This is a genomic window from Mammaliicoccus sp. Dog046 (assembly GCF_034039665.1).
GTDB lineage: Bacteria > Bacillota > Bacilli > Staphylococcales > Staphylococcaceae > Mammaliicoccus.
This window is the reverse complement of record NZ_CP120131.1, coordinates 2,234,423-2,256,913: the sequence shown is the minus strand read 5'-3', so window position 1 is coordinate 2,256,913 and position 22,491 is coordinate 2,234,423. Positions and strand designations below refer to the sequence as shown.

General features: G+C 34.7%; 20 protein-coding genes. 11 read left to right on the top strand and 9 right to left on the bottom strand.

Annotated features, from left to right (window positions below; all coding sequences use genetic code 11):
• Nucleotides 1-42 precede the first annotated feature (42 nt).
• Entirely contained in the window at nt 43-1,554 is a 1,512-nt protein-coding gene (locus P3U32_RS11195; RefSeq protein WP_323703257.1) for a glycosyltransferase, read from the bottom strand.
• 177 nt (nt 1,555-1,731) lie between these two features.
• Between P3U32_RS11195 and P3U32_RS11190 the strand changes: the two genes are divergently transcribed.
• Nucleotides 1,732-2,388 carry a CPBP family intramembrane glutamic endopeptidase gene (locus P3U32_RS11190; protein WP_323703256.1) on the top strand — a complete coding sequence of 219 codons (657 nt, stop codon included), beginning with the start codon at nt 1,732-1,734 and terminating at the stop codon, nt 2,386-2,388.
• Nucleotides 2,389-2,433: 45 nt separating this feature from the next.
• On the opposite strand, the gene P3U32_RS11185 is transcribed toward P3U32_RS11190, so the two are convergent.
• The 7 genes from P3U32_RS11185 to P3U32_RS11155 all read right to left on the bottom strand — a co-directional run bounded on the left by P3U32_RS11185 (nt 2,434) and on the right by P3U32_RS11155 (nt 9,137).
• Entirely contained in the window at nt 2,434-2,850 is a 417-nt protein-coding gene (locus tag P3U32_RS11185; protein WP_323703254.1) for an Rrf2 family transcriptional regulator, read from the bottom strand.
• Between the two features lie 69 nt (nt 2,851-2,919).
• Entirely contained in the window at nt 2,920-3,549 is a 630-nt protein-coding gene (locus P3U32_RS11180) for an NAD(P)-dependent oxidoreductase (protein WP_323703252.1), read from the bottom strand.
• A 524-nt stretch (nt 3,550-4,073) separates the two neighbouring features.
• Entirely contained in the window at nt 4,074-4,472 is a 399-nt protein-coding gene (locus tag P3U32_RS11175) for an aggregation-promoting factor C-terminal-like domain-containing protein (protein WP_323703250.1), read from the bottom strand.
• Between the two features lie 685 nt (nt 4,473-5,157).
• On the bottom strand, nt 5,158-6,030 hold the full coding sequence (locus P3U32_RS11170; protein ID WP_323703249.1) for a glycine betaine ABC transporter substrate-binding protein: 873 nt from the start codon (nt 6,028-6,030) through the stop codon (nt 5,158-5,160).
• Nucleotides 6,031-6,047: 17 nt separating this feature from the next.
• Complete coding sequence (locus tag P3U32_RS11165) at nt 6,048-6,884, bottom strand: ABC transporter permease (RefSeq protein WP_323703248.1); 837 nt, start codon at nt 6,882-6,884, stop codon at nt 6,048-6,050.
• Nucleotides 6,877-7,914, bottom strand: a complete 1,038-nt coding sequence (locus P3U32_RS11160) for a quaternary amine ABC transporter ATP-binding protein (RefSeq protein ID WP_323703247.1) — start codon at nt 7,912-7,914, stop codon at nt 6,877-6,879. Before P3U32_RS11160 ends, P3U32_RS11165 begins: the two co-directional genes overlap by 8 nt.
• 371 nt (nt 7,915-8,285) lie before the next feature.
• On the bottom strand, nt 8,286-9,137 hold the full coding sequence (locus P3U32_RS11155; protein ID WP_323703245.1) for an oxidoreductase: 852 nt from the start codon (nt 9,135-9,137) through the stop codon (nt 8,286-8,288).
• Nucleotides 9,138-9,198: 61 nt separating this feature from the next.
• On the opposite strand from P3U32_RS11155, the gene panB reads away from it, so the two are divergent.
• Both panB and panC read left to right on the top strand, forming a co-directional pair.
• Nucleotides 9,199-10,005 carry a 3-methyl-2-oxobutanoate hydroxymethyltransferase gene (panB, locus tag P3U32_RS11150; RefSeq protein ID WP_323703243.1) on the top strand — a complete coding sequence of 269 codons (807 nt, stop codon included), beginning with the start codon at nt 9,199-9,201 and terminating at the stop codon, nt 10,003-10,005.
• On the top strand, nt 10,005-10,847 hold the full coding sequence (gene panC / locus P3U32_RS11145; RefSeq protein WP_323703242.1) for a pantoate--beta-alanine ligase: 843 nt from the start codon (nt 10,005-10,007) through the stop codon (nt 10,845-10,847). The genes panB and panC overlap by 1 nt, the downstream gene beginning before the upstream one ends.
• A gap of 868 nt (nt 10,848-11,715) precedes the next feature.
• Here panC and P3U32_RS11140 read toward each other — a convergent pair.
• Nucleotides 11,716-12,471 (bottom strand): DeoR/GlpR family DNA-binding transcription regulator, encoded by a 756-nt coding sequence (locus P3U32_RS11140; RefSeq protein ID WP_323703240.1) that lies wholly within the window; start codon nt 12,469-12,471, stop codon nt 11,716-11,718.
• A 208-nt stretch (nt 12,472-12,679) separates the two neighbouring features.
• Between P3U32_RS11140 and P3U32_RS11135 the strand changes: the two genes are divergently transcribed.
• From P3U32_RS11135 to iolG (P3U32_RS11100), 8 genes are read left to right on the top strand one after another with little or no spacing between them, the layout of a single operon-like run.
• Nucleotides 12,680-14,134, top strand: a complete 1,455-nt coding sequence (locus P3U32_RS11135) for a CoA-acylating methylmalonate-semialdehyde dehydrogenase (RefSeq protein ID WP_323703239.1) — start codon at nt 12,680-12,682, stop codon at nt 14,132-14,134.
• A gap of 15 nt (nt 14,135-14,149) precedes the next feature.
• Nucleotides 14,150-14,968: a 5-deoxy-glucuronate isomerase gene (gene iolB, locus P3U32_RS11130; RefSeq protein WP_323703238.1), complete on the top strand. Its 819-nt coding sequence runs from the start codon at nt 14,150-14,152 to the stop codon at nt 14,966-14,968.
• Between the two features lie 13 nt (nt 14,969-14,981).
• Complete coding sequence (gene iolC / locus P3U32_RS11125) at nt 14,982-15,941, top strand: 5-dehydro-2-deoxygluconokinase (RefSeq protein ID WP_323703237.1); 960 nt, start codon at nt 14,982-14,984, stop codon at nt 15,939-15,941.
• Nucleotides 15,942-15,954: 13 nt separating this feature from the next.
• Nucleotides 15,955-17,868 (top strand): 3D-(3,5/4)-trihydroxycyclohexane-1,2-dione acylhydrolase (decyclizing), encoded by a 1,914-nt coding sequence (iolD, locus tag P3U32_RS11120; protein WP_323703236.1) that lies wholly within the window; start codon nt 15,955-15,957, stop codon nt 17,866-17,868.
• A gap of 15 nt (nt 17,869-17,883) precedes the next feature.
• On the top strand, nt 17,884-18,903 hold the full coding sequence (gene iolG / locus P3U32_RS11115; protein WP_323703234.1) for an inositol 2-dehydrogenase: 1,020 nt from the start codon (nt 17,884-17,886) through the stop codon (nt 18,901-18,903).
• Between the two features lie 10 nt (nt 18,904-18,913).
• Complete coding sequence (gene iolE / locus P3U32_RS11110; protein WP_323703232.1) at nt 18,914-19,798, top strand: myo-inosose-2 dehydratase; 885 nt, start codon at nt 18,914-18,916, stop codon at nt 19,796-19,798.
• 57 nt (nt 19,799-19,855) lie between these two features.
• Nucleotides 19,856-21,445, top strand: coding sequence for a solute:sodium symporter family transporter (locus P3U32_RS11105; RefSeq protein ID WP_323703230.1), 1,590 nt, complete (start codon nt 19,856-19,858; stop codon nt 21,443-21,445).
• Nucleotides 21,446-21,454: 9 nt separating this feature from the next.
• A complete protein-coding gene (gene iolG, locus P3U32_RS11100) occupies nt 21,455-22,477 on the top strand; it encodes an inositol 2-dehydrogenase (RefSeq protein ID WP_323704882.1) in 1,023 nt (340 codons plus the stop codon).
• The last annotated feature ends 14 nt before the right edge of the window (nt 22,478-22,491 follow it).

Genomic DNA, 22,491 nt, shown 5'->3' with positions numbered 1-22,491 from the left:
ATGATAAGGGTGAGACGTTGGTTCACGTCTCACCCTTATTTTTTATTTATGATTGCTGTGTATTGTATTTAATAATTGTTGCCATTGTTTAATGACCGCACTTTGAGCATATCTTTGTGCTTCTTTCACGCTATTTAATCGCATTGTCTGTTGAAGTTCTGGATGTTCAAGGAAGTATTTTACTTGCTTATATAATTCTTGTTCATTGTTTTTTGGAACTAAGAAACCATTCGTACCATTGATAATTAGCTCACTTGGTCCATAAGCAATATCGTAACTTATTGTTGGTAAGCCATTTGATAAAGATTCTAATAATGCTAAAGAGAATCCTTCCATATTACTCGTGATTAGACTAAGGTGTGACGTACGCATTTCTGTTGTTAAATCTGGAATGAATCCACGGAATTTCACATGGTCTTCTAATTGCAAAGTTTTCACGAGTGCTTTCATCTTAGTTATTTCAGAGCCATAACCGAAGAAATGTAATTCGATATTTTTGAAGTCTTCTTTTAATTTACTTAACAATCGAATTTGGTGATCTAGTTGCTTCTCCGGTGAATATCGTGCAATGGAAGCCAGTTTGATTGGTCCATTTGGTAAAGGTTGTTCTTCAATTGTTGTGACGTCATCAGTATAGCCGACTGGAATATTAAAGACTGGTATGGATGACTGAATGCGTTGTTCAACATCATGTTTTTGTTGGTGAGTAGATACGATAATTCCCGAAAAACGATGTAAATGCGAAAACACTGATTGATATATATTTTTAGTATCTGAAAATGCGATATTGTCATTATCTTTCACATGTGTACTGTGTAAGCAAGAAATGACAGGAATTTTAGAATCTACGAGTAAGAATGGTGGTGATGTTATGGCTGTCTTATCACTGAAATAGATATCTCCATCTTGATATAACGATTCATAGAAGAAAGCGAACCATTCGTTTTTCGACTCGAACATGTAGACTCTATTTTTATGATTATGTAGGAGAATACGTGTCAATTGATCATTCTTTGATTCGGGGTCGTAAAATATTTCTATTTTAACTTCTCCTTTAGGCGATAGAAACGATTCATGTAGCATTTTTTGATCCGTTGTTAAATAAATTACGCGACTTAAAAAGCCTCTCGAATCATAAATCTCTCGTTTTACTTTATTGTCTTTCGTATCAAAATAATTAATATAGTCGATGTGTTTGTATGTATTATCATAGAAACTTGCATAAATAATGCGTTTACCATTTGAAAATACACGAATGTCATTAGTGTTAGGAATGTATTTAATTTCATATTGATGTTCATATTCCCAATATTCAATCCAGTCTTTCACTGTATGACTTTGGACATTTATCGCTTCTTGAAAATAGTCATAAATTGAAAAAATGCTTTTTTGAACACCAAAAATCTCAGCATTAGCATGCAATCGCGGGTTCCATGAAAGTGTTAAAACCTTTGCTTTCATTTGATGTGTTTTAAATAACTTTAAACGATTCATGACGGCTTTTTCGATGCCTGTTATTTTGTTACCTAGATTACTAATTACGAAATAATTCATTTGAAAATCACCTGCTAAATAAATATTAAATATACATATAACATAACTCATTTACGTTTAAAATGTTATATAATTTATTGAAAATAACATAAAATATTTGTAGGTTGAATGAAATGGTTGAAATACCCACTTAGAAACCTCATTATTAAAGTAAGAAAAAATAATTGGAGCACACAGATGAATAATATACAGATTTGGAAAGATGACAACCCGATATCACAATCTAAGTACAGACATGTATTATGGCAATCCATTGTACTTATCATTGTTGGTTTGTGCACATATACAACAATTGGAATAGCGAGACATTGGGGAATACTTATTCTAGGCTTGCTATTATTTAGCTTGTTTATTTATTTAATGACAAAATTTAAGTTTGAATTATTTAAGCCGGAACGCATTCATAAACAAACATGGGTTTATATTTTTACAGCAGCAGTATTATCATTGCTTGTTTATTGGTCAATTGCTTTAATATTTGGTCAACCACACAATCAAATTGACGTTTATGATGATTTGAGGTCATTGCCATTATATGTTTCATTTATTATTTTCGTTATATTGGCGCCATTTTTTGAAGAACTTATATTTCGAGGATTTATAATGAAAGGCATATTTAAAGGGCATGTGTTGATTGGATATGTCGTGTCGAGCGTTTTATTTGGATTAATGCACGGTCCGACAAGTCTTTCAGAATGCCTGATATATATTGGGCTAGGGTTTGTATTTGGTGGCGTGTATTTATTAACACGACGTATTGAAGCATCTATGATATGCCATGCTTTAAATAACTGCGCACATATTTTGATATTTGTATTTATTTTTAACCATTAAAAAAACCGGAAGAAATGGGTGTCCATTTCTTCCAGTTTTTTATTGTTACGACATGACGGGTTGGGTCATTTGAGTCGCTAATGCTTCAAGTGTTGTTTGATTTAATTCTTCAACAATCTTTAAGTCTACTTTACTGTAAACATCATTTAACGCTGATTGAATATTTCTGCCAACGATACAATCAGGATTTGTATCTTGATGTATTTTCGCGAAATGATCTTCTTCTTGAATGAGCTGATACACAGCACCTAATGTTATTTCAGAAGCAGGTTTAGAAAGTTTATAACCAGCTTTACCTTGCTGACTTTCAATTAATTGACCATCTTTTAAATATTTACATATTTTTCTTACTAGTGTGGGGTTGCTGTTGATACTACCTGCAATCAATTTACTTGAAATAGGTTCTTCCTCAATTGAAAGTAACGATAGGATATGAATAGCAACAGATACTTGTGTGTTCACGATTTATCACCTCTTAGATTCTACTTCATTATAACTGTGAGTGTTGATAAATGCGATAGGAAATGGGAATTATTTTGAAACAACTGAGATTCGTTCTTGAATATGGTCGCCACTAGTTGCTTCATCTATTAAAGCAATTGCATAGTCAGCGTAACTGATTGTGCTTTCACCTTTACTATTTAGCGTGAATTTTTCACCAGCTAATGTATAATCTCCAGTTCTTTCACCATCAGCATTAAATTCAGCTGCTGGACTGATAAATGTCCAACGCACATCATCTCTTTGACGAAGTTCATCAAGTGCTTTACCTTGGCTTGTTGCAAGAGGTTTAAACATTGCAGGGAAGTCAGGCGTATCATAGAGTTGTGTTTTTAAATGATCATCCACAAATAAACTACCAGCACCACCAACGACAAGTAATCTTGTTTTTGAATGAGATAACAAGTCACTTAAATATTGCATCACATCTTGGTGTAGATGAAGTTTTTCTTCTCTAAATTCTCCAAAAGCGTTAACGACAACATCGAATTGTGTTAAGTCATCCGTTGTAAGCTCGAAAATATCTTTGATTAAAGATTGAGGCGCAACTGTTTTATTCGCATTACGAACAATTGCAGTTACATTTAATCCTCTATTTACCGCTTCTTCAGTTATAAGGCTACCCGCTTTACCATTTGCTGCAATAATACCAATTTTCATATTAAAAACCTCACTTGTATTTATTTTGGATACAAGTAAAATATATACCTTTTAGAAAATGAAATCAACAATAATAGTTCAGAATACATTTTCAATGATAAAAAAAGATTTAGGTAAGCGGCTAACGAGATAGTTTTGGGAAACAATCTCATTAGAAAATCTAACGAGATAGAAAGTGAAAACAATCTCGTTAGCGGGCAAAAAGGTGGCTCAAAAGTCTAAATCAACAACAAAAAGTGAGAAAATAACGCGCTAACGAGATAGTTCTGGAAAACAATCTCATTAGAAAATCTAACGAGATAGAAAGTGAAAACAATCTCGTTAGCGGGCAAAAAGGTGGCTCAAAAGTCTAAAACAACTATAAAAAGTGAGAAACCAACGCGCTAATGAGATAGTTCTGGGAAACAATCTCATTAGAAAATCTAACGAGATAGAAAGTGAAAACAATCTCATTAGCGCGACGTTTTGTCGACACAAAAAAAGCTGAGACAATATGTCTCAGCTCTGTTCTTATAGTCTGAATCTCACCACCAGTTATTCGCTTGACGGAATGCAATTGCTGCATCAATTGAACCGTAACGTTCTTTAGCGTAATTGATCATACCTTTAGTTTGTTCAGTTACACTTCCAGTACCCCAAGCTTCTTTTGTTTGACCAAGACCTCTATAGCCTAGTTCATTAACTGCGTTAGGGTTACCACTTGATTCTGGCATTACGATGTTATCCCATAATTCTTGAGTTCCGCCAGCAGCGATAAATTCTTTATATACTTCACTTGTATTAGATGAATCAGCAGTTTGTGTTGCTGAATAGTTTGTCGCTTGATTAGAGTAGTTAGTATTCTCACTTGCATCGGCTTGAGCACCAAACCCAGATGCGATAATTCCTGCTGCAGCTGTTGTTGCAAATAATAATTTTTTCATAACAATAATTTCCTCCATAATGCAATGTTTTGCATTTCTTAAATTTTATTTCTTTTGATTACTTTATACACTCTAACATCATTTTTAATATCATAGGTTACAGCAAAATAAAAACGAAATGTCTTTTATTTCATTTTCATTAAAAAGATGAATAGAATATGACACTAAAGAAATTAAAGTTATAAACCACTTTTTTATAAATATGATTAATAGGAAGAAAGAGCGTATTAGGGGCGCAGAATATTGCAAGTGGAGCGTGACTAGCAACATTGAGGCGCTGAACATTGCAAGTGGGGCGTGACAAGCAACATTGAGGCGCAGAATATTGCAAGTGGAGCGTGACAAGCAACATTGAGGCGCTGAACATTGCAAGTGGGGCGTGACAAGCAACATTGAGGCGCTGAACATTGCAAGTGGGGCGTGACAAGTAACATTGAGGCGCTGAACATTGCAAGTGGGGCGTGACAAGCAACATTGAGGCGCTGAACATTGCAAGTGGGGCGTGACAAGCAACATTGAGGCGCTGAATATTGCAAGTGGAGCGTGACTAGCAACATTGGGGCGCTGAACATTGCAAGTGGAGCGTGACTAGCAACATTGCGGCTTCTCCCAAAAAAATCCACACAAAAAAGCAACCTATACCATTATTCCCCATGGTATAGGTTGCGAATGCTTCAATCATTCATTATTTCTTAGAATCTTTTGTCCATTCTTTTACTTTATCAGGATTTTCTTTTACCCATTTAGCTGCTGCTTTTTTAGGTGAAGTTCCTTCTTGTATGTCTAACATAACTGATTCCATGTCTTTTTTAGTCCAGTTGAAGTTATCTAAAGTTTGATAAGCTTTTGGACTATTTTTCTTCAAGTCTTTACTTGCCATTGTATTAATATGTTCTGCTTTACCGAATGAACCTTTAGGATCTTTCAAGTATTTCAAGTCATATTTTTGGAACATCCAGTGTGGATTCCATCCTGTTACAACGATGTCGTCACCTTTCTTCATTGCTTGACCTAATGTTGTAGCCATTGCGCCTGAAGATGATGTTTCAACTTTCCATCCGTCTAATTTGTAATCTTTAACTGCTTTTTCAGATGCTTTTACAACACCAGCACCTGGTTCAATACCAGTGATATTTTTACCAGCTTGATTTTTCAAGTCTGAAATTGAATCGCCTTTAAAGTCTTTATTAACAACAAGTCCGATTTTAGCACCTTCAAGGTTTGGACCTAAATCTACTAAATCTTTTTTATGTTTCTTATATAAATCCCCGTGTGTGCCTGGTAACCAAGCACTTACCATTGCGTCTGTTTCACCAGAAGCTACTGATTGCCACATTACTGCATTATCTAATGGAGTAATTTCTACTTTATAACCTTCATCTTCTAATACTTTTTGAATCACGTGTGTTGAGGCTATTTCTGAATCCCATTCAACGTAAGATAAGTTTATGTCCTTTTTACCTAAGTCACCGTCTTTACTTGAACCGCCATTACCACAGGCAGCTAAGACTAATGCTAAAGAGAGTGTAAGTACAAGTAAACGCCATTTGTTCTTCATAGTTATTCCTCCTAGGATTATTTATTTTTTGATGATTGAGTAAAGCGGTCGATAATGATTGCGAGTATAACGATACTTAAACCAGCAACGAATCCTGAACCAACTTCAGCACGTTGTAGTGAACTTAAAACATCTCTACCTAAACCAGGTGCCCCAATCATTGATGCTATTACAACCATTGATAAAGCGAGCATGACAGTTTGGTTAACACCGGCCATGATTGATGCTTTAGCAAGAGGGAGTTGTACTTTGATTAATTTTTGCATAGAAGTAGTACCGAATGAATCACTTGCTTCTATTAATTCTGCTGAGATTTGTCTAATACCTAAATTAGTTAAACGAATCGTTGGTGGTGTTGCAAAAATAATTGATGCGAACACACCTGGTACCATACCAATTCCGAAAAATGCTACTGCCGGAATTAAGTAAACAAACGCTGGCATTGTTTGCATAAAGTCTAGAACGGGTTTCATAATTGCTTGGAAACGATCACTTTTAGACATTAAAATACCTAGCGGAACACCGATGATGACAGATAATAAACTACTGATAATAACGAGTGTCATCGTATTGAGTAATTCATCCCATAAGTCTTGATTGTAGATGAAGAATAAACCGACACCGATTAAGATAGGTGCGATAATCTTTCTATTCATGACGAAGTAAGCGAGAATCATGATAATGATGATAAATACAAATGGATGTATCAACTCAAGTAATGAGATGATCAGTTGCATAAAGTCACCTAAATAAGTCTTGATTGGTTCGAAGATGAAACTAAATGTATCTGTTAACCATTCAACAAAGGCATTAGCCCAATCGGAAACCGGTAATATAGGTAATAGATTAAGCATGATTCATCACCTCATTTCCATCTGCTAATGTTTCAAATACATCTTGGAAGTTAAGTTTTCCAACAATCGTGTTGTCTTTCTTAATCCAAAGTTCGCGAACACCAGATTTAAAGTGTGGAAAAGTCTTATACAACAATGATTCTGCATCGATAAATGACATATTGTCATTTACTTCTACTTGATCAACGGGTTCCATAATGTGTTTGACTTTTAATACTTTAGAACGATCAATGTCTTTAACGAAATCTTTAACGTAGTCGTTTGCTGGATTAATCACAATCTCTTCAGAAGTACCTACTTGTGCGATTTCACCATCTTTCATTAATGCAATTCTATCGCCGATATGTAATGCTTCGTCTAAGTCATGCGTAATAAAGATGATTGTTTTTTGCATGTTTTTTTGTAACTGCAAGAGTTCATTCTGCATTTCTTTACGAATAAGAGGATCTAATGCTGAGAAAGCTTCATCCATTAACAATATATCTGTATCATTCGCAAGTGCGCGAGCTAAACCGACACGTTGCTGCATCCCGCCAGATAATTGTTTAGGTAATTGATCTTTATAACCGCCAAGACCAACTAAATTTAATGATTCTTCTGCTTTTTCTAAACGCTTCTTTTTAGAAATGTTTTTAATCTCTAATCCAAAAGCAACATTCTCAACAACTGTTTTGAAAGGGAATAATGCGAAACTTTGGAAAACCATGCTTAAGTTTTCACGTCTGAAATTCCTTAAATCTTTCTTGTTTAATGAGGAGATGTTCTTAGATTTGATTAAGATATCACCGTCAGTAGGATCAATTAAACGATTAATCAAACGAATTAATGTTGATTTACCGCTCCCGGAAAGACCCATAACAACGAATATCTCACCATCTTCAATTGTGAAGTTGGCATTTTTTACGGCGACTGTTGAACCAGTTTCTTTAAGGATTTCATCTTTAGATTTATTATCCTTAAGTAAAGATTTAACTTGGTTATTGTAATTGCCGAAGACTTTTGTAACGTTCTTAATTTCTATCTTGCTCATAATAACCAGTCCCTATTCATTTTATTGGTATACTTATAACGCTATCACAACAAAATTCAATAATCAAATTAATAAAGTACAATTTTTTAGTCAAAATAATATTATTTAAAACACTTAAAAATAACCGTAATTAATTATTTTAAAAAATATTCAATCGTGTTTGTTCCTTTGTTATACATAAAGAAAGCGCTTTTATTAATATAAAAATCCGGAAATCTTCATCTTAAAAATAAGCGCTAAAATTTATAAAGTTTGTTAGAAAAGTTTAATTTTATTTTTTTATAATAGGGTATTATGTCATAAAATTCACGATTAAATATATTACATTTTACCCATTAATTAATATATTAAACTCTCGTTTTTGTAAAATTTCAATCAAAAGTATTTAATAGTGCATAAGTACTATCGAGGTACGGTGTGTTGAGCTGATGTTTTTTACTTAAATGATACATATAACCTTGAATATATTGCGTTTCTAATGGCCGATGATTAATCATATCGTAGTACATGCTTGTGCCCATTTCATCTGGGTAGCCTTCATATATTCGCATAATACTTTCTTCTAAATTGTTGTCGAAAGAGACACCTTCAGCTTGCGCAATCAGCTTTCCTTCTATTAATAAATTGAAACAAAGTGATTTTATTTTTTCTGATTGTAAAACTTTTGCAGGTTGTCTCGTTAGAGCGGTAACCGTGTTAATTCCTAAATTCACGATCAGTTTATACCAAACTTGTTGTGCATAATCTTCTAGACATTCGATGTTAAGGAGACTATTTTGTGTCATCTGTTGAAGCGATAAAGTATGGTCATTAATCGGTAATTTAAGTGTCCAATCTCGATAATGCGTGATAAGGGAACCGTCTTTTTGCCCACTAATGTAAACGACTGCTTGATATTTATGAGGATGGTTTAATTTTTCTAGCTGTCCATAGCCATTTTGCGTTAAAATAATAACGCTATCTGCGTGTATGATATTGGATACGTATGGCATAATCGCATCGAGTTGTGTCGTCTTAACTGCTATGAATAATATATCGACGTTGCTATGCGTATCTTGTAAGGCATGAACGGGAATTTCGTGATGTTTCTTTTCATTATAATCTTGAAAAGTGACAGTCGAGTTTTCTTTTCCAAATAAAGTGACATGTTGACCAGATTCAATCAATGCAAATGCAATAGCTGAACCCACTGCGCCAGGACCAATAATTCCAAACTTTTTCATTTAATAATTTCCTTTCAATGGTAATATATACATAATAACAAAATATAAGTAGGTGGTACGTATGAAAACAATAAAACAATTGTTAACAATGAAAGAACAAAAAGAAAAAATTACAATGGTTACGGCATATGACTATCCAAGTGCAAAACAAGTGGAACAAGCGGGTATTGATACAATTCTTGTAGGTGATTCATTAGGTATGGTTGTACTTGGCTACGACAGTACAGTTCAAGTGACAGTAGACGATATGATTCATCATACGAAAGCAGTTAGAAGAGGCGCACCAGATAGTTACATTATTATAGATGTCCCATTCGGTGCTGTAGGTATTGATCATACAACAGATATGCAAAACGCAATTAAACTATATAAAGAAACAACAGCAAACGCAGTGAAGATTGAAGGCTTTCATTTGAAATTAATTGAAGGCTGTACGCAAATTGGTGTACCTGTTGTTTCACATCTAGGATTGACACCTCAAACGGTAGGTATTACAGGATATAAATTACAAGCTGGATCAAAGGAAGAAGCAGAGCAATTAATTATACATGCTAAAGAAGTTGAAGCAGCAGGTGCTGTCATGCTTGTATTAGAAGCTATACCAAGTGATTTAGCGGAGGTTATCAGCACACAATTAACGATTCCTGTCATCGGAATAGGTGCAGGAAATGGAACAGATGGCCAAGTATTGGTTTATCATGACCTTTTAAATTATGGTTCAGAGCATGTCGCTAAATTTGTTAAGCAATATGGTGACTTTTCAACGGGTGTAGATGCATTAAAACAATACAATCAAGAAGTTAAAAGTGGGGCATTCCCTTCAGAGGCATATACTTATAAGAAGAAAGTGATGGGAGAGAAAGAATAGTGACACAAGTAGTTGAACAAATTAAAGAAATGATGCAGATTTCATCGACCAATAAATCGAATGGGAAAAGTATTGGTTTCGTACCAACGATGGGCGCATTACACGATGGACATTTAAAAATGATGAAACAAGCCATTGAAGAGAATGATATAACCGTCGTGAGTATTTTTGTAAATCCATTACAATTTGGACCAAATGAAGATTTTGACGACTATCCACGTCCATTTGAAAGTGACTTAGAAAAGTTAAAACAAATCGGTGTGGATTATGTGTTTCATCCTTCAGTAGAGGAAATGTATCCTGGCGAATTAGAAATGACAATCACAGTTGGCCGTTTAGCAGAAGTGTTAGAAGGGAAAAAACGACCAGGACACTTTGACGGTGTGGTTACAGTAGTGAACAAATTATTTAATATTGTAGATCCAACACGCGCATACTTCGGTAAAAAAGACGCACAACAACTCGCGATTATTGAGAAAATGGTGCATGACTTCAATCATCAAGTCGAAATTGTACCAATAGATATTGTAAGAGAAGCGGACGGATTAGCGAAAAGCTCAAGAAATATATATTTAACTGACGAAGAACGAGCAGAAGCGGTTCATTTATCTAAAAGTTTAGCAATAGCTCAAGAGATGTACGAACAAGGAGAAAGAGAAAGTAAAACACTCATTGCCGCGATTACACAATATTTAGAACAAAACGTGAGTGGAGATATTGTAGAAGTCGCTATTTATAGTTATCCAGAGTTAGTAGAACAACAAACGATACAAGGACAAATCTTTATATCATTAGCCGTTAAATTTAGCCAAGCAAGACTCATAGATAATATAATTATTTGATCTGAGAGATAGTGTAGGGCGTTTTATGGAGATGAGATGGTCAACTTTAGACAGGACGTTTTGGAAAAGTGAGTGAGTCGTAGATTAACTTATGAATTAAGCGACGAGATGGGTAAAGTTGTAGATTAACTCCTGAATTAAGCGACGAGATGGGTAAAGTTGTAGATTAACTCTGTGGTTAAGCGACGAGATGGTTGAAGTCGTAGATTAACTTTGTAATTAAGCGACGAGATTGCTGAAGTCGTAGATTAACTTTGTAATTAAGCGACGAGAAGGTTAAAGTCGTAGATTAACTTTGTAATTAAGCGACAAGATGGCTAAAGTCGTAGATTAACTCCTGAATTAAGCGACGAGATGGTCAAAGTTGTAGATTAACTATGTAATTAAGCGACGAGATAGCTAAAGTTGTAGATTAACTTCGTAATTAAGCGACGAGATAGGTGAAGTCGTGAGTTAATGCCGAAGTTAATCCAAGAGAATGACAAAGTCGTGAGTTAACGCCGAAGTTAATCCAAGAGAAGCCTTAAGTCGTGAGTTAACGCCGAAGTTAATCCAAGAGAATCCCAAAGTCGTGAGTTAATACCGAAGTTAATCCAAGAAAAGGCTCAAGTCGTGAGTTAACGCCGAAGTTAATCCAAGAGAATCCCAAAGTCGTGAGTTAATGCCGAAGTTAATCCAAGAGAATCCCAAAGTCGTGAGTTAACGCGAAAGTTAATCCAAGAGGCAGGCCGAGTTATACTTCAAGTCATCAATCTTAGCTCATTAAAAATAAAATCAGTGTCAAAATACACTTCGATACGCCAATAACTTAAATAAAACATCAAAAAAGCGCACCTTTAAATTCACTTTAAAGGTGCGCTTTTTATATTTAATATTCAACTGAGATATTGTGTTCATTACAGTATTGGCTTATATCTTGAGGTGGGGTCTGGTCGGTGATTATTTTATCGATGTCTTTAAGATTGCAATATGTTAATAAAGTTGATTGACCCATTTTACTATAATCTGCGAGTACATAGGTTTCTTTTGCTTTTTTAGTAATGTGTTGTTTGATTAGATTTTCTTCCATTTCAGAGTTAGATAATCCGTTAGAAATATTTACGCCAGTTGCGGCCATGAAGCATTTGGTTATATTAAATCTTGTTAATAGTAAATTCGAATCTATACCAATAAATGATCTTGTTCGTGGTTTGTATTTTTCGCCAATAATAAATAAAGTTACATTTTCGAATTGAGATGCTTTATTCATAATATCCAAGCTGTTTGTAATGATAGTAAATGCCAGTTTCTTATCGACATAATCTAATATATGTATCGTCGTTGTACCAGTATCTACATAAACGATGTCGTTCGTTTCAATTTGTTTAGCAGCAAGCTGACCTATATATTTTTTGGCGTTGAAATTTTCAACGTTTCTTTCTTGATAATCGACGGCTTTATATTCCTCTTCGACGACTTCGATGCCTCCGTATACCTTTTTTACGATATTCATCTCTGCCAATAAATTCACATCACGTCTAATTGTGTTTACAGATACATTGAAAATTTCTTTCAATTCATCAATAGATGCGGTTTTGTTCTTCTTTATGAATGATTCGATTTCATAAATACGTTTTGATTTCATATGCGATTCCCCCATTTCTTACAATATACCCAAAAATTAGATGATTAACAACTATAAATATTAATAACTTACTCAAAAGTTGACATATTATTCAGTATATTATAATATAATCTCAACAAGTAACCAATAGTTAATCAAAATATACTCATTTTTTTAAATGTTCATGTAAGCGGTTACTTTATAAAAATAATAACTGGAGGATTTTAAAATGGCAGAAATCTTAAAGAATTATATTAATGGTGAATGGAAAGCGTCGAAAAGTAAGGAAACTATAGATGTTTTAAATCCAGCGACAAAAGAAGTTATTGCGAAAGTACCTGTTTCGACTAGAGAAGAATTAGACGAAGTAGCAAAAATTGCACACGAAGCTTTTCAAGAGTGGAAAGAAGTAGCGGTACCTAAACGTGCAAGACTACTATTCAAACTTCAACAATTGTTATTAGAAAATAAAGAAGAATTAGCAGAAATTATCACTAAAGAAAACGGAAAAAATACTACTGAAGCACTTGGTGAGGTTCAACGAGGTATTGAAAATGTTGAATTTGCTGCAGGAACACCTTCATTAATGATGGGAGACTCATTATCAAGTATTGCAACAAATATTGAAGGAACAAGCTATAAATATCCAGTAGGTGTTGTTGGTGGTATTACACCATTTAACTTCCCAATGATGGTTCCTTGTTGGATGTTCCCAATGGCGGTTTCATTAGGTAACACATTTGTGATTAAGCCATCTGAAAAAACACCGTTACTCGTAAACAGACTTGCGGAACTAGTCGAAGAAGCAGGTTTTCCTAAAGGAGTGTTTAACGTTGTACATGGTGCACACGATGTTGTAAATGGTATTTGTGAAAATGAATTTATTAAAGCTGTATCATTTGTTGGATCTAAACCAGTGGGTGAATATGTCTATAAAAAAGCAACTGAAAATTTAAAACGCGCGCAATGTTTAACTGGTGCTAAAAACCATACAATCATTTTAAATGATGCTGATATTGATGGTGCGGTTAAGGATGTTATAGGAGCAGCATTTGGTTCTGCAGGAGAAAGATGTATGGCCGCTGCAGTTGTTGCAATCCAAGAAGATGTATATGAAGAATTTAAAGAAAAACTTGTTCAAGCTTCAAAAGATATCATCATCGGAAATGGTATTGAAGATAACGTATTCTTAGGACCTGTTATCAGAGAAGAAAATGTCGAACGTACATTGAGTTACGTTGATCAAGGTGTTGCTGAAGGTGCAAAACTTGTGCTAGACGGTAGAGAAGACAATAACGAAGAAGGATATTTCGTTAAACCAACTATTTTTGAAGACGTAACAACGGACATGAAATTATGGAAAGATGAAATTTTTGCACCAGTTTTATCTATTGTAAAAGTCAAAAATTTAAAAGAAGGAATCGCTTTAGCGAATCAATCTGAATTTGCGAATGGTGCGTGCTTATTTACGGATAGTGCTTCATCTATTAGATATTTCAGAGAGAATATCGATGCAGGCATGTTAGGTATTAATTTAGGTGTACCAGCTCCGATGGCGATATTCCCATTCTCAGGTTGGAAATCATCATTCTATGGTTCATTACATGCGAATGGTAAAGACAGTATTGATTTCTACACACATCGCAAAGTTGTAACTGCACGTCATAGTAATCCACAATTTTAAGGAGTGAATAAAGACATGTCACGATTATTAAATAAACCTGTACATCATCCATTAAGTGATGATGTACAAGTGATACATGATTTGAAACCAGATGATATTCATTTAGATTATATAGGATTTAAGGTGCTCGATATTCGATCAGGAGGAAGTTACGAAGAAACAACAGGTGATTTCGAATTATGCATCGTCGCTTTAACTGGAAATATCGACGTATCTGACGGAGAAGAAACGTATAAAGACTTAGGAACAAGATCATCAGTATTTGAAAAAATACCTACAGATAGCATCTATATTTCTAAAAATCATAACGTGAACATTAAAGCGAATAGTGATGCTAGAGTCGTATTTTGTTATTCTCCTGCAGATGAACAAAGAGAAACTAAACTTATCCCTGCATCTGAGAATTCTGTAGAGGATCGTGGAAAGTATTCTAACAAAAGGCATGTGCATAATATCTTGCCAGATACACATACAGCAAGTGAAAAATTATTAGTTGTAGAAGTTTATACGGATCAAGGTAATTGGTCGAGTTATCCACCACATAAACATGATGTTGATAATTTACCGAATGAATCATTGCTAGAAGAGACGTACTATCATGAAATGAATCCAAGTAAAGGCTTTGTATTTCAACGAGTATTCACTGATGATCGTTCTTTAGATGAAACAATGACTGTTGAAAATGGTGACGTGGTTGTTGTACCAGAAGGTTATCATCCCGTTGCAGTTCCTGATGGATACGACGGTTATTACTTAAATGTTATGGCAGGACCGAAGAAAGTATGGAAATTTTATAATCAACCCGATCACGAATGGATTATCGATCGCGTATAAGGAGTGCACATAAATGAATAACAAAAAACATATTGTAGCCATTGGTCGTGCTGCAATCGATTTAAACGCAAATGAAATCAATAGACCTATGGAAGAAACATCAACTTTCACGAAATACGTAGGTGGTTCACCAGCAAATATCATGATTGGTACTGCTAAATTAGGTTTAGATGTTGGGATGATTGCTAATGTATCAGATGATCAACATGGCAGATTTATTACGAACTATTTTGAAAAAGTAGGTGTCGATACATCACAAATAAACGTCGATGAAGATGGACATAAAATAGGTTTAACTTTTACAGAAATAAAAAGCCCTAAAGAATCGAGTATTTTAATGTATAGGGAAGAAGTGGCGGATTTATATATTGCGCCTGAACAAGTAGATGAATTGTACATTAAGAATTCGGAATATTTGCTCATTTCAGGAACAGCATTATCAAAATCACCTTCAAGAGAAGCGGTATTAAAAGCGTTGCTCATCGCAAAAAAACATGATGTGAAAATTATTTTTGAACTGGATTACAGACCATATAGTTGGAAAAACGAAGAAGAAACGTCTATTTACTATGAATTAGTTGCGAATCAATCTGATGTGGTCATCGGAACGAGAGACGAATTCGACATGGTTGAACATTATAAATCAAAAACAGATCAAGAGATTAGCGCTTTATTATTCGAAGAACAACCGAATTTAGTTGTCATTAAGCACGGTGTGCAAGGATCACATGCTTTTGATAAAGAAGGTAATACATTTGAAGGTAAAGCGTTCAAAGCGAATGTTGTGAAGACGTTTGGCGCTGGTGATTCTTATGCAGCAGCATTTATTTACGCACTTGTGAAAGGTAAAACAGTTGAAGAAGCATTGAAATATGGTGCGGCCTCAGCAGCAATTGTTGTGAGTAGCCATAGTTCATCAGAAGCGATGCCGACTGTAGATAAGATAGAGCAATTAATTAAAGAACAATCATAAGGTGGTGTGCAATATGATCAAAACAGTGAAATTAACGACTGGAGAAGCAATTGTTAAATTTTTAACAAAACAATACATTTCTATCGATGGAGAAGAATCGAAATTTGTTGAAGGTGTTATGAATATATTCGGACATGGTAATGTGCTTGGCATAGGTGAAGGCTTATCACAATATCAAGATGAATTGAAGATTATTCAAGGTAAGAATGAACAAGGCATGACTCATACGGCTGTTGGATTTAGTAAACAATCCTTAAGAAAGAAAATATTTGCGGTGACATCATCAGTCGGACCAGGTTCAGCAAATTTAGTAACAGCTGCAGGAACTGCATTAGCAAATCATATACCAGTCCTATTGTTACCTGGTGATACATTTGCAACACGTCAACCTGATCCAGTATTACAACAAATTGAACATGCCCATAGTATTGGCATCACAACTAATGATGCGTTAAAACCAGTTTCTAGATATTTTGATCGGATAACGCGACCAGAACAAATCATGTCAGCTTTAATCCGCGCGTTCGAAGTCATGACGAATCCTCAGACAGCTGGGCCAGTAACGTTAGCTTTAAGTCAAGACGTACAAGGTGAAGTATATGATTTCCCTGAATCATTTTTTGAAAAGCGTGTTCATTATGTTGATAGACTAACGCCTTCATTAAGATCGGTAGAAGCGGCTGTAGAACGATTGAAAGAAGCCAAACAACCACTATTAATTGTAGGTGGTGGGGCTAAATATTCAGAAGCACAAGCTATCATTGAGACACTTATGGATCAAACGAATATACCAATGGCTGAAACACAAGCTGGTAAAGGAACGGTCGCAACATCACATCCATTAAATCTAGGTGGTTTAGGTGTGACAGGTAACTTAGCAGCTAATGTATATGCAAAGGATGCAGATGTAATCGTAGGTATAGGCACGCGCTATTCAGACTTTACAACAAGTTCTAAGACAGCGGTTAACTTTGATGCAGCCCAATTCATCAATATTAATGTTAACAGAGTAGATGCTTATAAGTTAGATGCTTTGCAAGTAGTAGGCGATGCACAAGCTTCTCTTGAACAGATCACGAAACTACTAAGCGAACATCAATATAAAACTTTATCTAAAGTTAAGCATTTGAAACAGCAATGGCATAAAGAAAGAACAAGGCTATCTCAAGTTAATATCCATAATAAAGATTTTGAAGCTGAAATTGCAGGTCATTTTGAACAACAAGCATTAAATAAATATGTAACTTCATTACAAACAGAACTGCCTCAAACAAATGCGCTTATAAAAGTAAATGAAGGCATAGATAAAGATGCAATTATAGTCGCAGCGGCTGGATCATTACCTGGAGATTTAGAAAGATTATGGGAGACAGACGTGTTCAATACTTACAACATGGAGTACGGTTACTCAACGATGGGATATGAAATCGCAGCAGCAGTTGGTGCTAAAATTGCGAACCCAAATAGTGAAGTGTATGCACTCGTCGGCGATGGTAGCTTTCTAATGTTACATACCGAATTAGTAACTGCACTGCAATATAACTATAAAATTAATATTGTGCTCTTTGATAATAGTGGATTTGGTTGTATTAATAATCTACAAATGGGTAACGGTAGTGAGAGTTTTTGTACCGAATTTAACGATTACAACGGAAATGTAATGAATATCGATTATAAGAAAGTTGCAGAAGGGTATGGCGCAGTTTCTTATAGTGTAAACAACCTTGAATCGTTAGAAGAAGCACTGAAAAAAGCAAAAAAAGAAACAAAATCGACGCTCATAGAAATCAAAACGTTGCCTAAAACAATGACAGATGGTTATGAATCATTTTGGAACGTAGGTGTCTCTGAACACAGTACGAAATCATCCATTAAAGAAGCTTTTAAAGAAAAAGCAGAATCAATGAAGACAGCAAAACAATATTAATTGGAGGCCAAGCTCATGTCACAAATAAAAATTGGTCAAGTTGGATTAGGTAGACTTGGAAAAGTACATGCTGGAAACATTGTGAACCATGTCAAAAATGCAGAATTATATGCTGTAACGAGTGTGGTTGAAGAAGAGTTGGTATACGCAAAAGAATCATTAGGCGTCGAAAAGTGCTATACATCTTATTCTGAAATGATTGAGGACACTGATTTAGATGCTGTCGTTATCGCTTCTCCAAGTGGATTTCATTCAGTTCAAATCACTCAAGCATTAGAAAAAGGTCTTCATGTCTTCTCAGAGAAACCAATTGGTCTTGATTTAGAAGACATTCAACAAGTTGTTGAAAACATTAATGACAACCAAGATAAAGTACTCCAATTAGGATTTATGCGAAGGTTTGATGAGTCCTATCAGTTTGCTAAAGAATCCATACAAAATGGAGATTTAGGAAAAATCACAACGATGAGATGTTATGGCATAGATCCTAGTACAGGATTAAATAGCTTTATAAATTTTGCGAAAAGCAGTGCGAGTGGTGGCATCTTTTTAGACATGTCTATTCATGATATCGATCTTATACGTTGGTTTACAGGTTCAGAGTTTAAGACTGTTTATTCCCTAGGAAATAATATAGCGGCACCAGAACTATCTGAATGTGATGAACTTGAAACAGGCGCTTGTTTAGCTGAATTAGAAGATGGCACAATAGCTTATTTATTAGCTGGAAGAAATGCGCAACACGGTTATCATGTTGAAACAGAAATTATTGGTACTGAAGGAATGATAAGAATCGGTAATGCACCGGAGAAAAATTTAGTCACTTTATATGACAAAAATGGTGTAGTAAGACCGACTTCAAGTCATTTTCCAGAACGTTTTAAAGCAGCATTTATTAATGAATTAAATGCTTTTGTAAATGCTATAAATGAAAAAGAAGCATCAACGGTCACTGGCGTTGACGGATTGAAGAGTACAGAAGTTGCAATTGCTATGCAAAAATCTTTTGAACAAAAAAAAATAATTAAGTTATGAGGTGAATGAAATGACTAAAGATATACGATTTGCTTGTGCACCAATTGCATGGACAAATGATGATATGCCTGAATTAGGACATGAAAATTCATTTGAACAATGTATTAGTGAAATGGCGCTTTCTGGTTACGAAGGCACTGAAATTGGTAATAAATATCCGAAAGATCCAGATGTATTGAAATCATTTTTGGAACCTAGAGGATTGTCCGTAGCGAGTGCTTGGTTGAGTTTGTATTTAACTTCAGAACCGTATGAAGTGACTGAAGCTGCATTTATCAAACATAGAGATTTCTTACATGCACTCGGCGCGAAAGTCATTGTCGTTTCAGAACAAGGTAATAGTATACAAGGTGATTTGAAAAAAGCTTTATTTAAAGAAAAACCTGTATTTACCGATAAAGAGTGGCAATTACTTGTTGAAGGATTGGAGAAGTTAGGAACTTTAGCACAAGAAAAAGATATGAAAATCGTGTACCACCATCACATGGGGACAGGTATTCAAACGACGAAAGAAATCGATGAACTTATGGAAAGAACGAATAAAGATAAAGTTTCTCTCTTATATGATACTGGACACCTAGTGCTATCTGGAGAAGATCCGATAGATATATTTAATCGACATGAAGATAGAATTAAGCACATACATTTTAAAGATGTTAGACCAGATGTGAAAGAAGCTGTCGATAAAGAATGTAAATGTTTCTTAGATGGGGTAAGACAAGGGATGTTTACAGTACCAGGTGACGGCGTTATAGATTTTAAACCGATATTAGACTTAATTTATCAATCGAATTATAGCGGATGGGTTGTTGTTGAAGCTGAACAAGATCCAGCAGTTGCCAATCCATTTATATATGCTAAAAAAGCAAAAGATTATATTGCACAATATCAATAAAAATAAATAAACACAAAGGTGTAGGAGTTGAAATGCTTCTAAAGGGAGAGGGTTATCATGAGTATGTTTGCGGCAATTTCATTTGTATTAGTAATATTTTGTGTAGGTTTATATGCTTACTTACGAAGCAGGAAGATTGATACACAAAATTCTGATGGATTCTTTATGGGTGGAAGAAGTTTAACAGGATTTACAATCGCTTCAACAATTATTATGACGAATCTTTCTACTGAACAAATCGTCGGTCAGAATGGTCAGAGTTTCATGGCTGGTATGGAAGTGATGGCTTGGGAAGTAACTTCGGCAGTTGCGATCGTTATCTTGGCGCTCGTATTTTTACCCAGATACTTTAGATATGGTGTAGATACGATTTCTGATTTTATAGAAATGAGATTTGATACATTTACTAAAAGACTCGTATCGCTGTTGTTTATCTTTACATATGTTGTATCTTTCTTACCGGTTGTACTTTATTCAGGTGCACTTGTATTTAATAAGATATTCAATGTAAGTGAATTGTTAAACATCAGTGACATGACTGCAGTAATTGTTATATCTACAGGAATTGGTATTGTAGGTATCATTTACTTGTTTATTGGCGGATTATCGTTAAGTGCCCACAGTGACTCAATTTATGGAGTTGGATTAATTGTAGGTGGATTAGCTATACCTGTTTTAGGATTAATACTGTTTGGAGATGGCAGTTTATTGAAAGGTTTCGATAAAGTTGTTCAGAATACACCAGAAAAACTGAATTCACTTGGTGCAATCGATTCGAAAATCGTACCTTGGCCAACGTTATTCTTCGGTATGTTCTTTAATAACTTATTCTTCTGGTGTACAAATCAGATGATCGTTCAAAAAGCACTTGCAGGTAAAAATCTTAAAGAAGCCCAAAAAGGTGCGATGTATGTAGGTGTATTTAAGATATTTGGTGCATTGTTCTTAGTATTCCCAGGTGTATTAGCTTTCAATATGTTAGGGGATAAAGTAACGAATCCTGATAATGCATATCCGATGTTAGTAAATGAGGTTTTACCTGGATGGGCTTATGGTCTATTCGGTGCAGTTATATTTGGTGCGATACTTAGTTCATTTGTTGGATCTTTAAATAGTACCGCAACGTTGTTCTCGTTAGACTTCTATAAATCAGTAATTAATAAAGAAGCTTCTAATAAACAAGTTTCTCGTGTTGGTAGAATTATTACGATTGTAGTCGGTGTAATTGTTGTTATTATTGCACCAATGATTTCACTATTTCCACAAGGTTTATACGCAGTCGTGCAAGAATTTAATGGTATTTATAATATGCCGCTATTAGTACTTGTACTGGTAGGATTTTTCGTTAAACGTACATCACAGCTTGGCGCTAAAGTGATGTTTATTTTACACATTATTTTGTATGCGCTTTCAAAAGTATTAATTACAGAAATACACTTCTTATATGTATTGAGTGTGTTGTTCTTTATCGATTTACTCGTAGTATTGTTATTCAATAAATGGAAACCATCTGATGAGTTTGATTTCAATGTGAATTACGCAAAGGTAGATATTACGCCTTGGAAACATAGATATTTAGTCGGTGTAATTATCATTTGTGTTGTTATATTCACGTATATCTTATTCTCACCACTTGGATTAGCATAGGAGGAAAAAATTATGACACTTACATTTGGCGTGGTAGGCGCAGGAAGAATTGGTCAGTTGCATATCAATTATTTAAGAACACATAAAGACGTTAGGATTAAATGGATTTCAGATTTATATTGTGACAAACTGACAGACTGGATTGAACAAGCAGGTATAGAAAATAAAACGAAAGATCATATGGATATTATTAATGATCCAGAAGTTGATGTTGTTGTGATTTGTTCTCCAACTGATACACATGTGGATATTATTAAAGCAGCATGTGAAAAAGGTAAGCACATATTCTGTGAGAAGCCGATTAGTTTATCTTTAGATGAAGCGAAAGAAGCATTAGAAGCGGTTCAACAAGCAAACGTTAAATTACAAATGGGCTTTAATAGACGATTTGATAGAAACTTTAAACAGCTTCAAAACATTTTAAATAATGGTGAACTTGGAAATATTCAAACATTGAGGATTACTTCTAGAGATCCAGAGCCACCACCAATTGAATATATTAAACGATCAGGTGGTCTATTTATGGATATGATGATCCATGACTTTGATATGGCGAGATACTTAATGCAATCTGAAATAACTGAAGTGTATGCTACTGGAGGTGCATTGGTAGATCCAGAAATAGCGAAATATGATGATATAGATACAGCGTTAGTAACACTTAAATTTGAAAATGGCTCAATGGCAGTTATTGAAAATTGCAGAAGAAGTGTATATGGATATGACCAACGCGTTGAAGTGTTAGGAGATAATGGCGCAATTGATATTGGTAATGAACAAGCATCCACATTGAACTATCATCGTGCAGAAGGTATTTCTAAAGATAATCCACCGTATTTCTTCTTAGAAAGATATAGTGAAGCTTATAAAGTTGAAGTAGACGGATTTATTGATGCGATATTAAATGATACAGATGTATTATGTTCGATTGAAGACGGTTATAAAGCACAAGAAATAGCAATGAAATGTAAAGAATCATTATTAGCAAATGAACCAAAATCACTCGTAACTGGCCATTCAAAAACACTATAAAGACAAAGAAAGGT

What these genes read in the sequence shown, in the direction of transcription:
- iolG (WP_323703234.1), top strand. Translation starts at nt 17,884, where the DNA reads ATGTCACAAATAAAAATTGGTCAAGTTGGATTAGGTAGACTTGGAAAA.
- P3U32_RS11155 (WP_323703245.1), bottom strand. Translation starts at nt 9,137, where the DNA reads ATGAAAAAGTTTGGAATTATTGGTCCTGGCGCAGTGGGTTCAGCTATT.
- iolD (WP_323703236.1), top strand. Translation starts at nt 15,955, where the DNA reads ATGATCAAAACAGTGAAATTAACGACTGGAGAAGCAATTGTTAAATTT.
- panB (WP_323703243.1), top strand. Translation starts at nt 9,199, where the DNA reads ATGAAAACAATAAAACAATTGTTAACAATGAAAGAACAAAAAGAAAAA.
- P3U32_RS11170 (WP_323703249.1), bottom strand. Translation starts at nt 6,030, where the DNA reads ATGAAGAACAAATGGCGTTTACTTGTACTTACACTCTCTTTAGCATTA.
- iolC (WP_323703237.1), top strand. Translation starts at nt 14,982, where the DNA reads ATGAATAACAAAAAACATATTGTAGCCATTGGTCGTGCTGCAATCGAT.
- P3U32_RS11135 (WP_323703239.1), top strand. Translation starts at nt 12,680, where the DNA reads ATGGCAGAAATCTTAAAGAATTATATTAATGGTGAATGGAAAGCGTCG.
- P3U32_RS11105 (WP_323703230.1), top strand. Translation starts at nt 19,856, where the DNA reads ATGAGTATGTTTGCGGCAATTTCATTTGTATTAGTAATATTTTGTGTA.
- P3U32_RS11175 (WP_323703250.1), bottom strand. Translation starts at nt 4,472, where the DNA reads ATGAAAAAATTATTATTTGCAACAACAGCTGCAGCAGGAATTATCGCA.
- P3U32_RS11190 (WP_323703256.1), top strand. Translation starts at nt 1,732, where the DNA reads ATGAATAATATACAGATTTGGAAAGATGACAACCCGATATCACAATCT.
- P3U32_RS11160 (WP_323703247.1), bottom strand. Translation starts at nt 7,914, where the DNA reads ATGAGCAAGATAGAAATTAAGAACGTTACAAAAGTCTTCGGCAATTAC.
- P3U32_RS11180 (WP_323703252.1), bottom strand. Translation starts at nt 3,549, where the DNA reads ATGAAAATTGGTATTATTGCAGCAAATGGTAAAGCGGGTAGCCTTATA.
- iolB (WP_323703238.1), top strand. Translation starts at nt 14,150, where the DNA reads ATGTCACGATTATTAAATAAACCTGTACATCATCCATTAAGTGATGAT.
- iolE (WP_323703232.1), top strand. Translation starts at nt 18,914, where the DNA reads ATGACTAAAGATATACGATTTGCTTGTGCACCAATTGCATGGACAAAT.
- P3U32_RS11195 (WP_323703257.1), bottom strand. Translation starts at nt 1,554, where the DNA reads ATGAATTATTTCGTAATTAGTAATCTAGGTAACAAAATAACAGGCATC.
- P3U32_RS11140 (WP_323703240.1), bottom strand. Translation starts at nt 12,471, where the DNA reads ATGAAATCAAAACGTATTTATGAAATCGAATCATTCATAAAGAAGAAC.
- P3U32_RS11165 (WP_323703248.1), bottom strand. Translation starts at nt 6,884, where the DNA reads ATGCTTAATCTATTACCTATATTACCGGTTTCCGATTGGGCTAATGCC.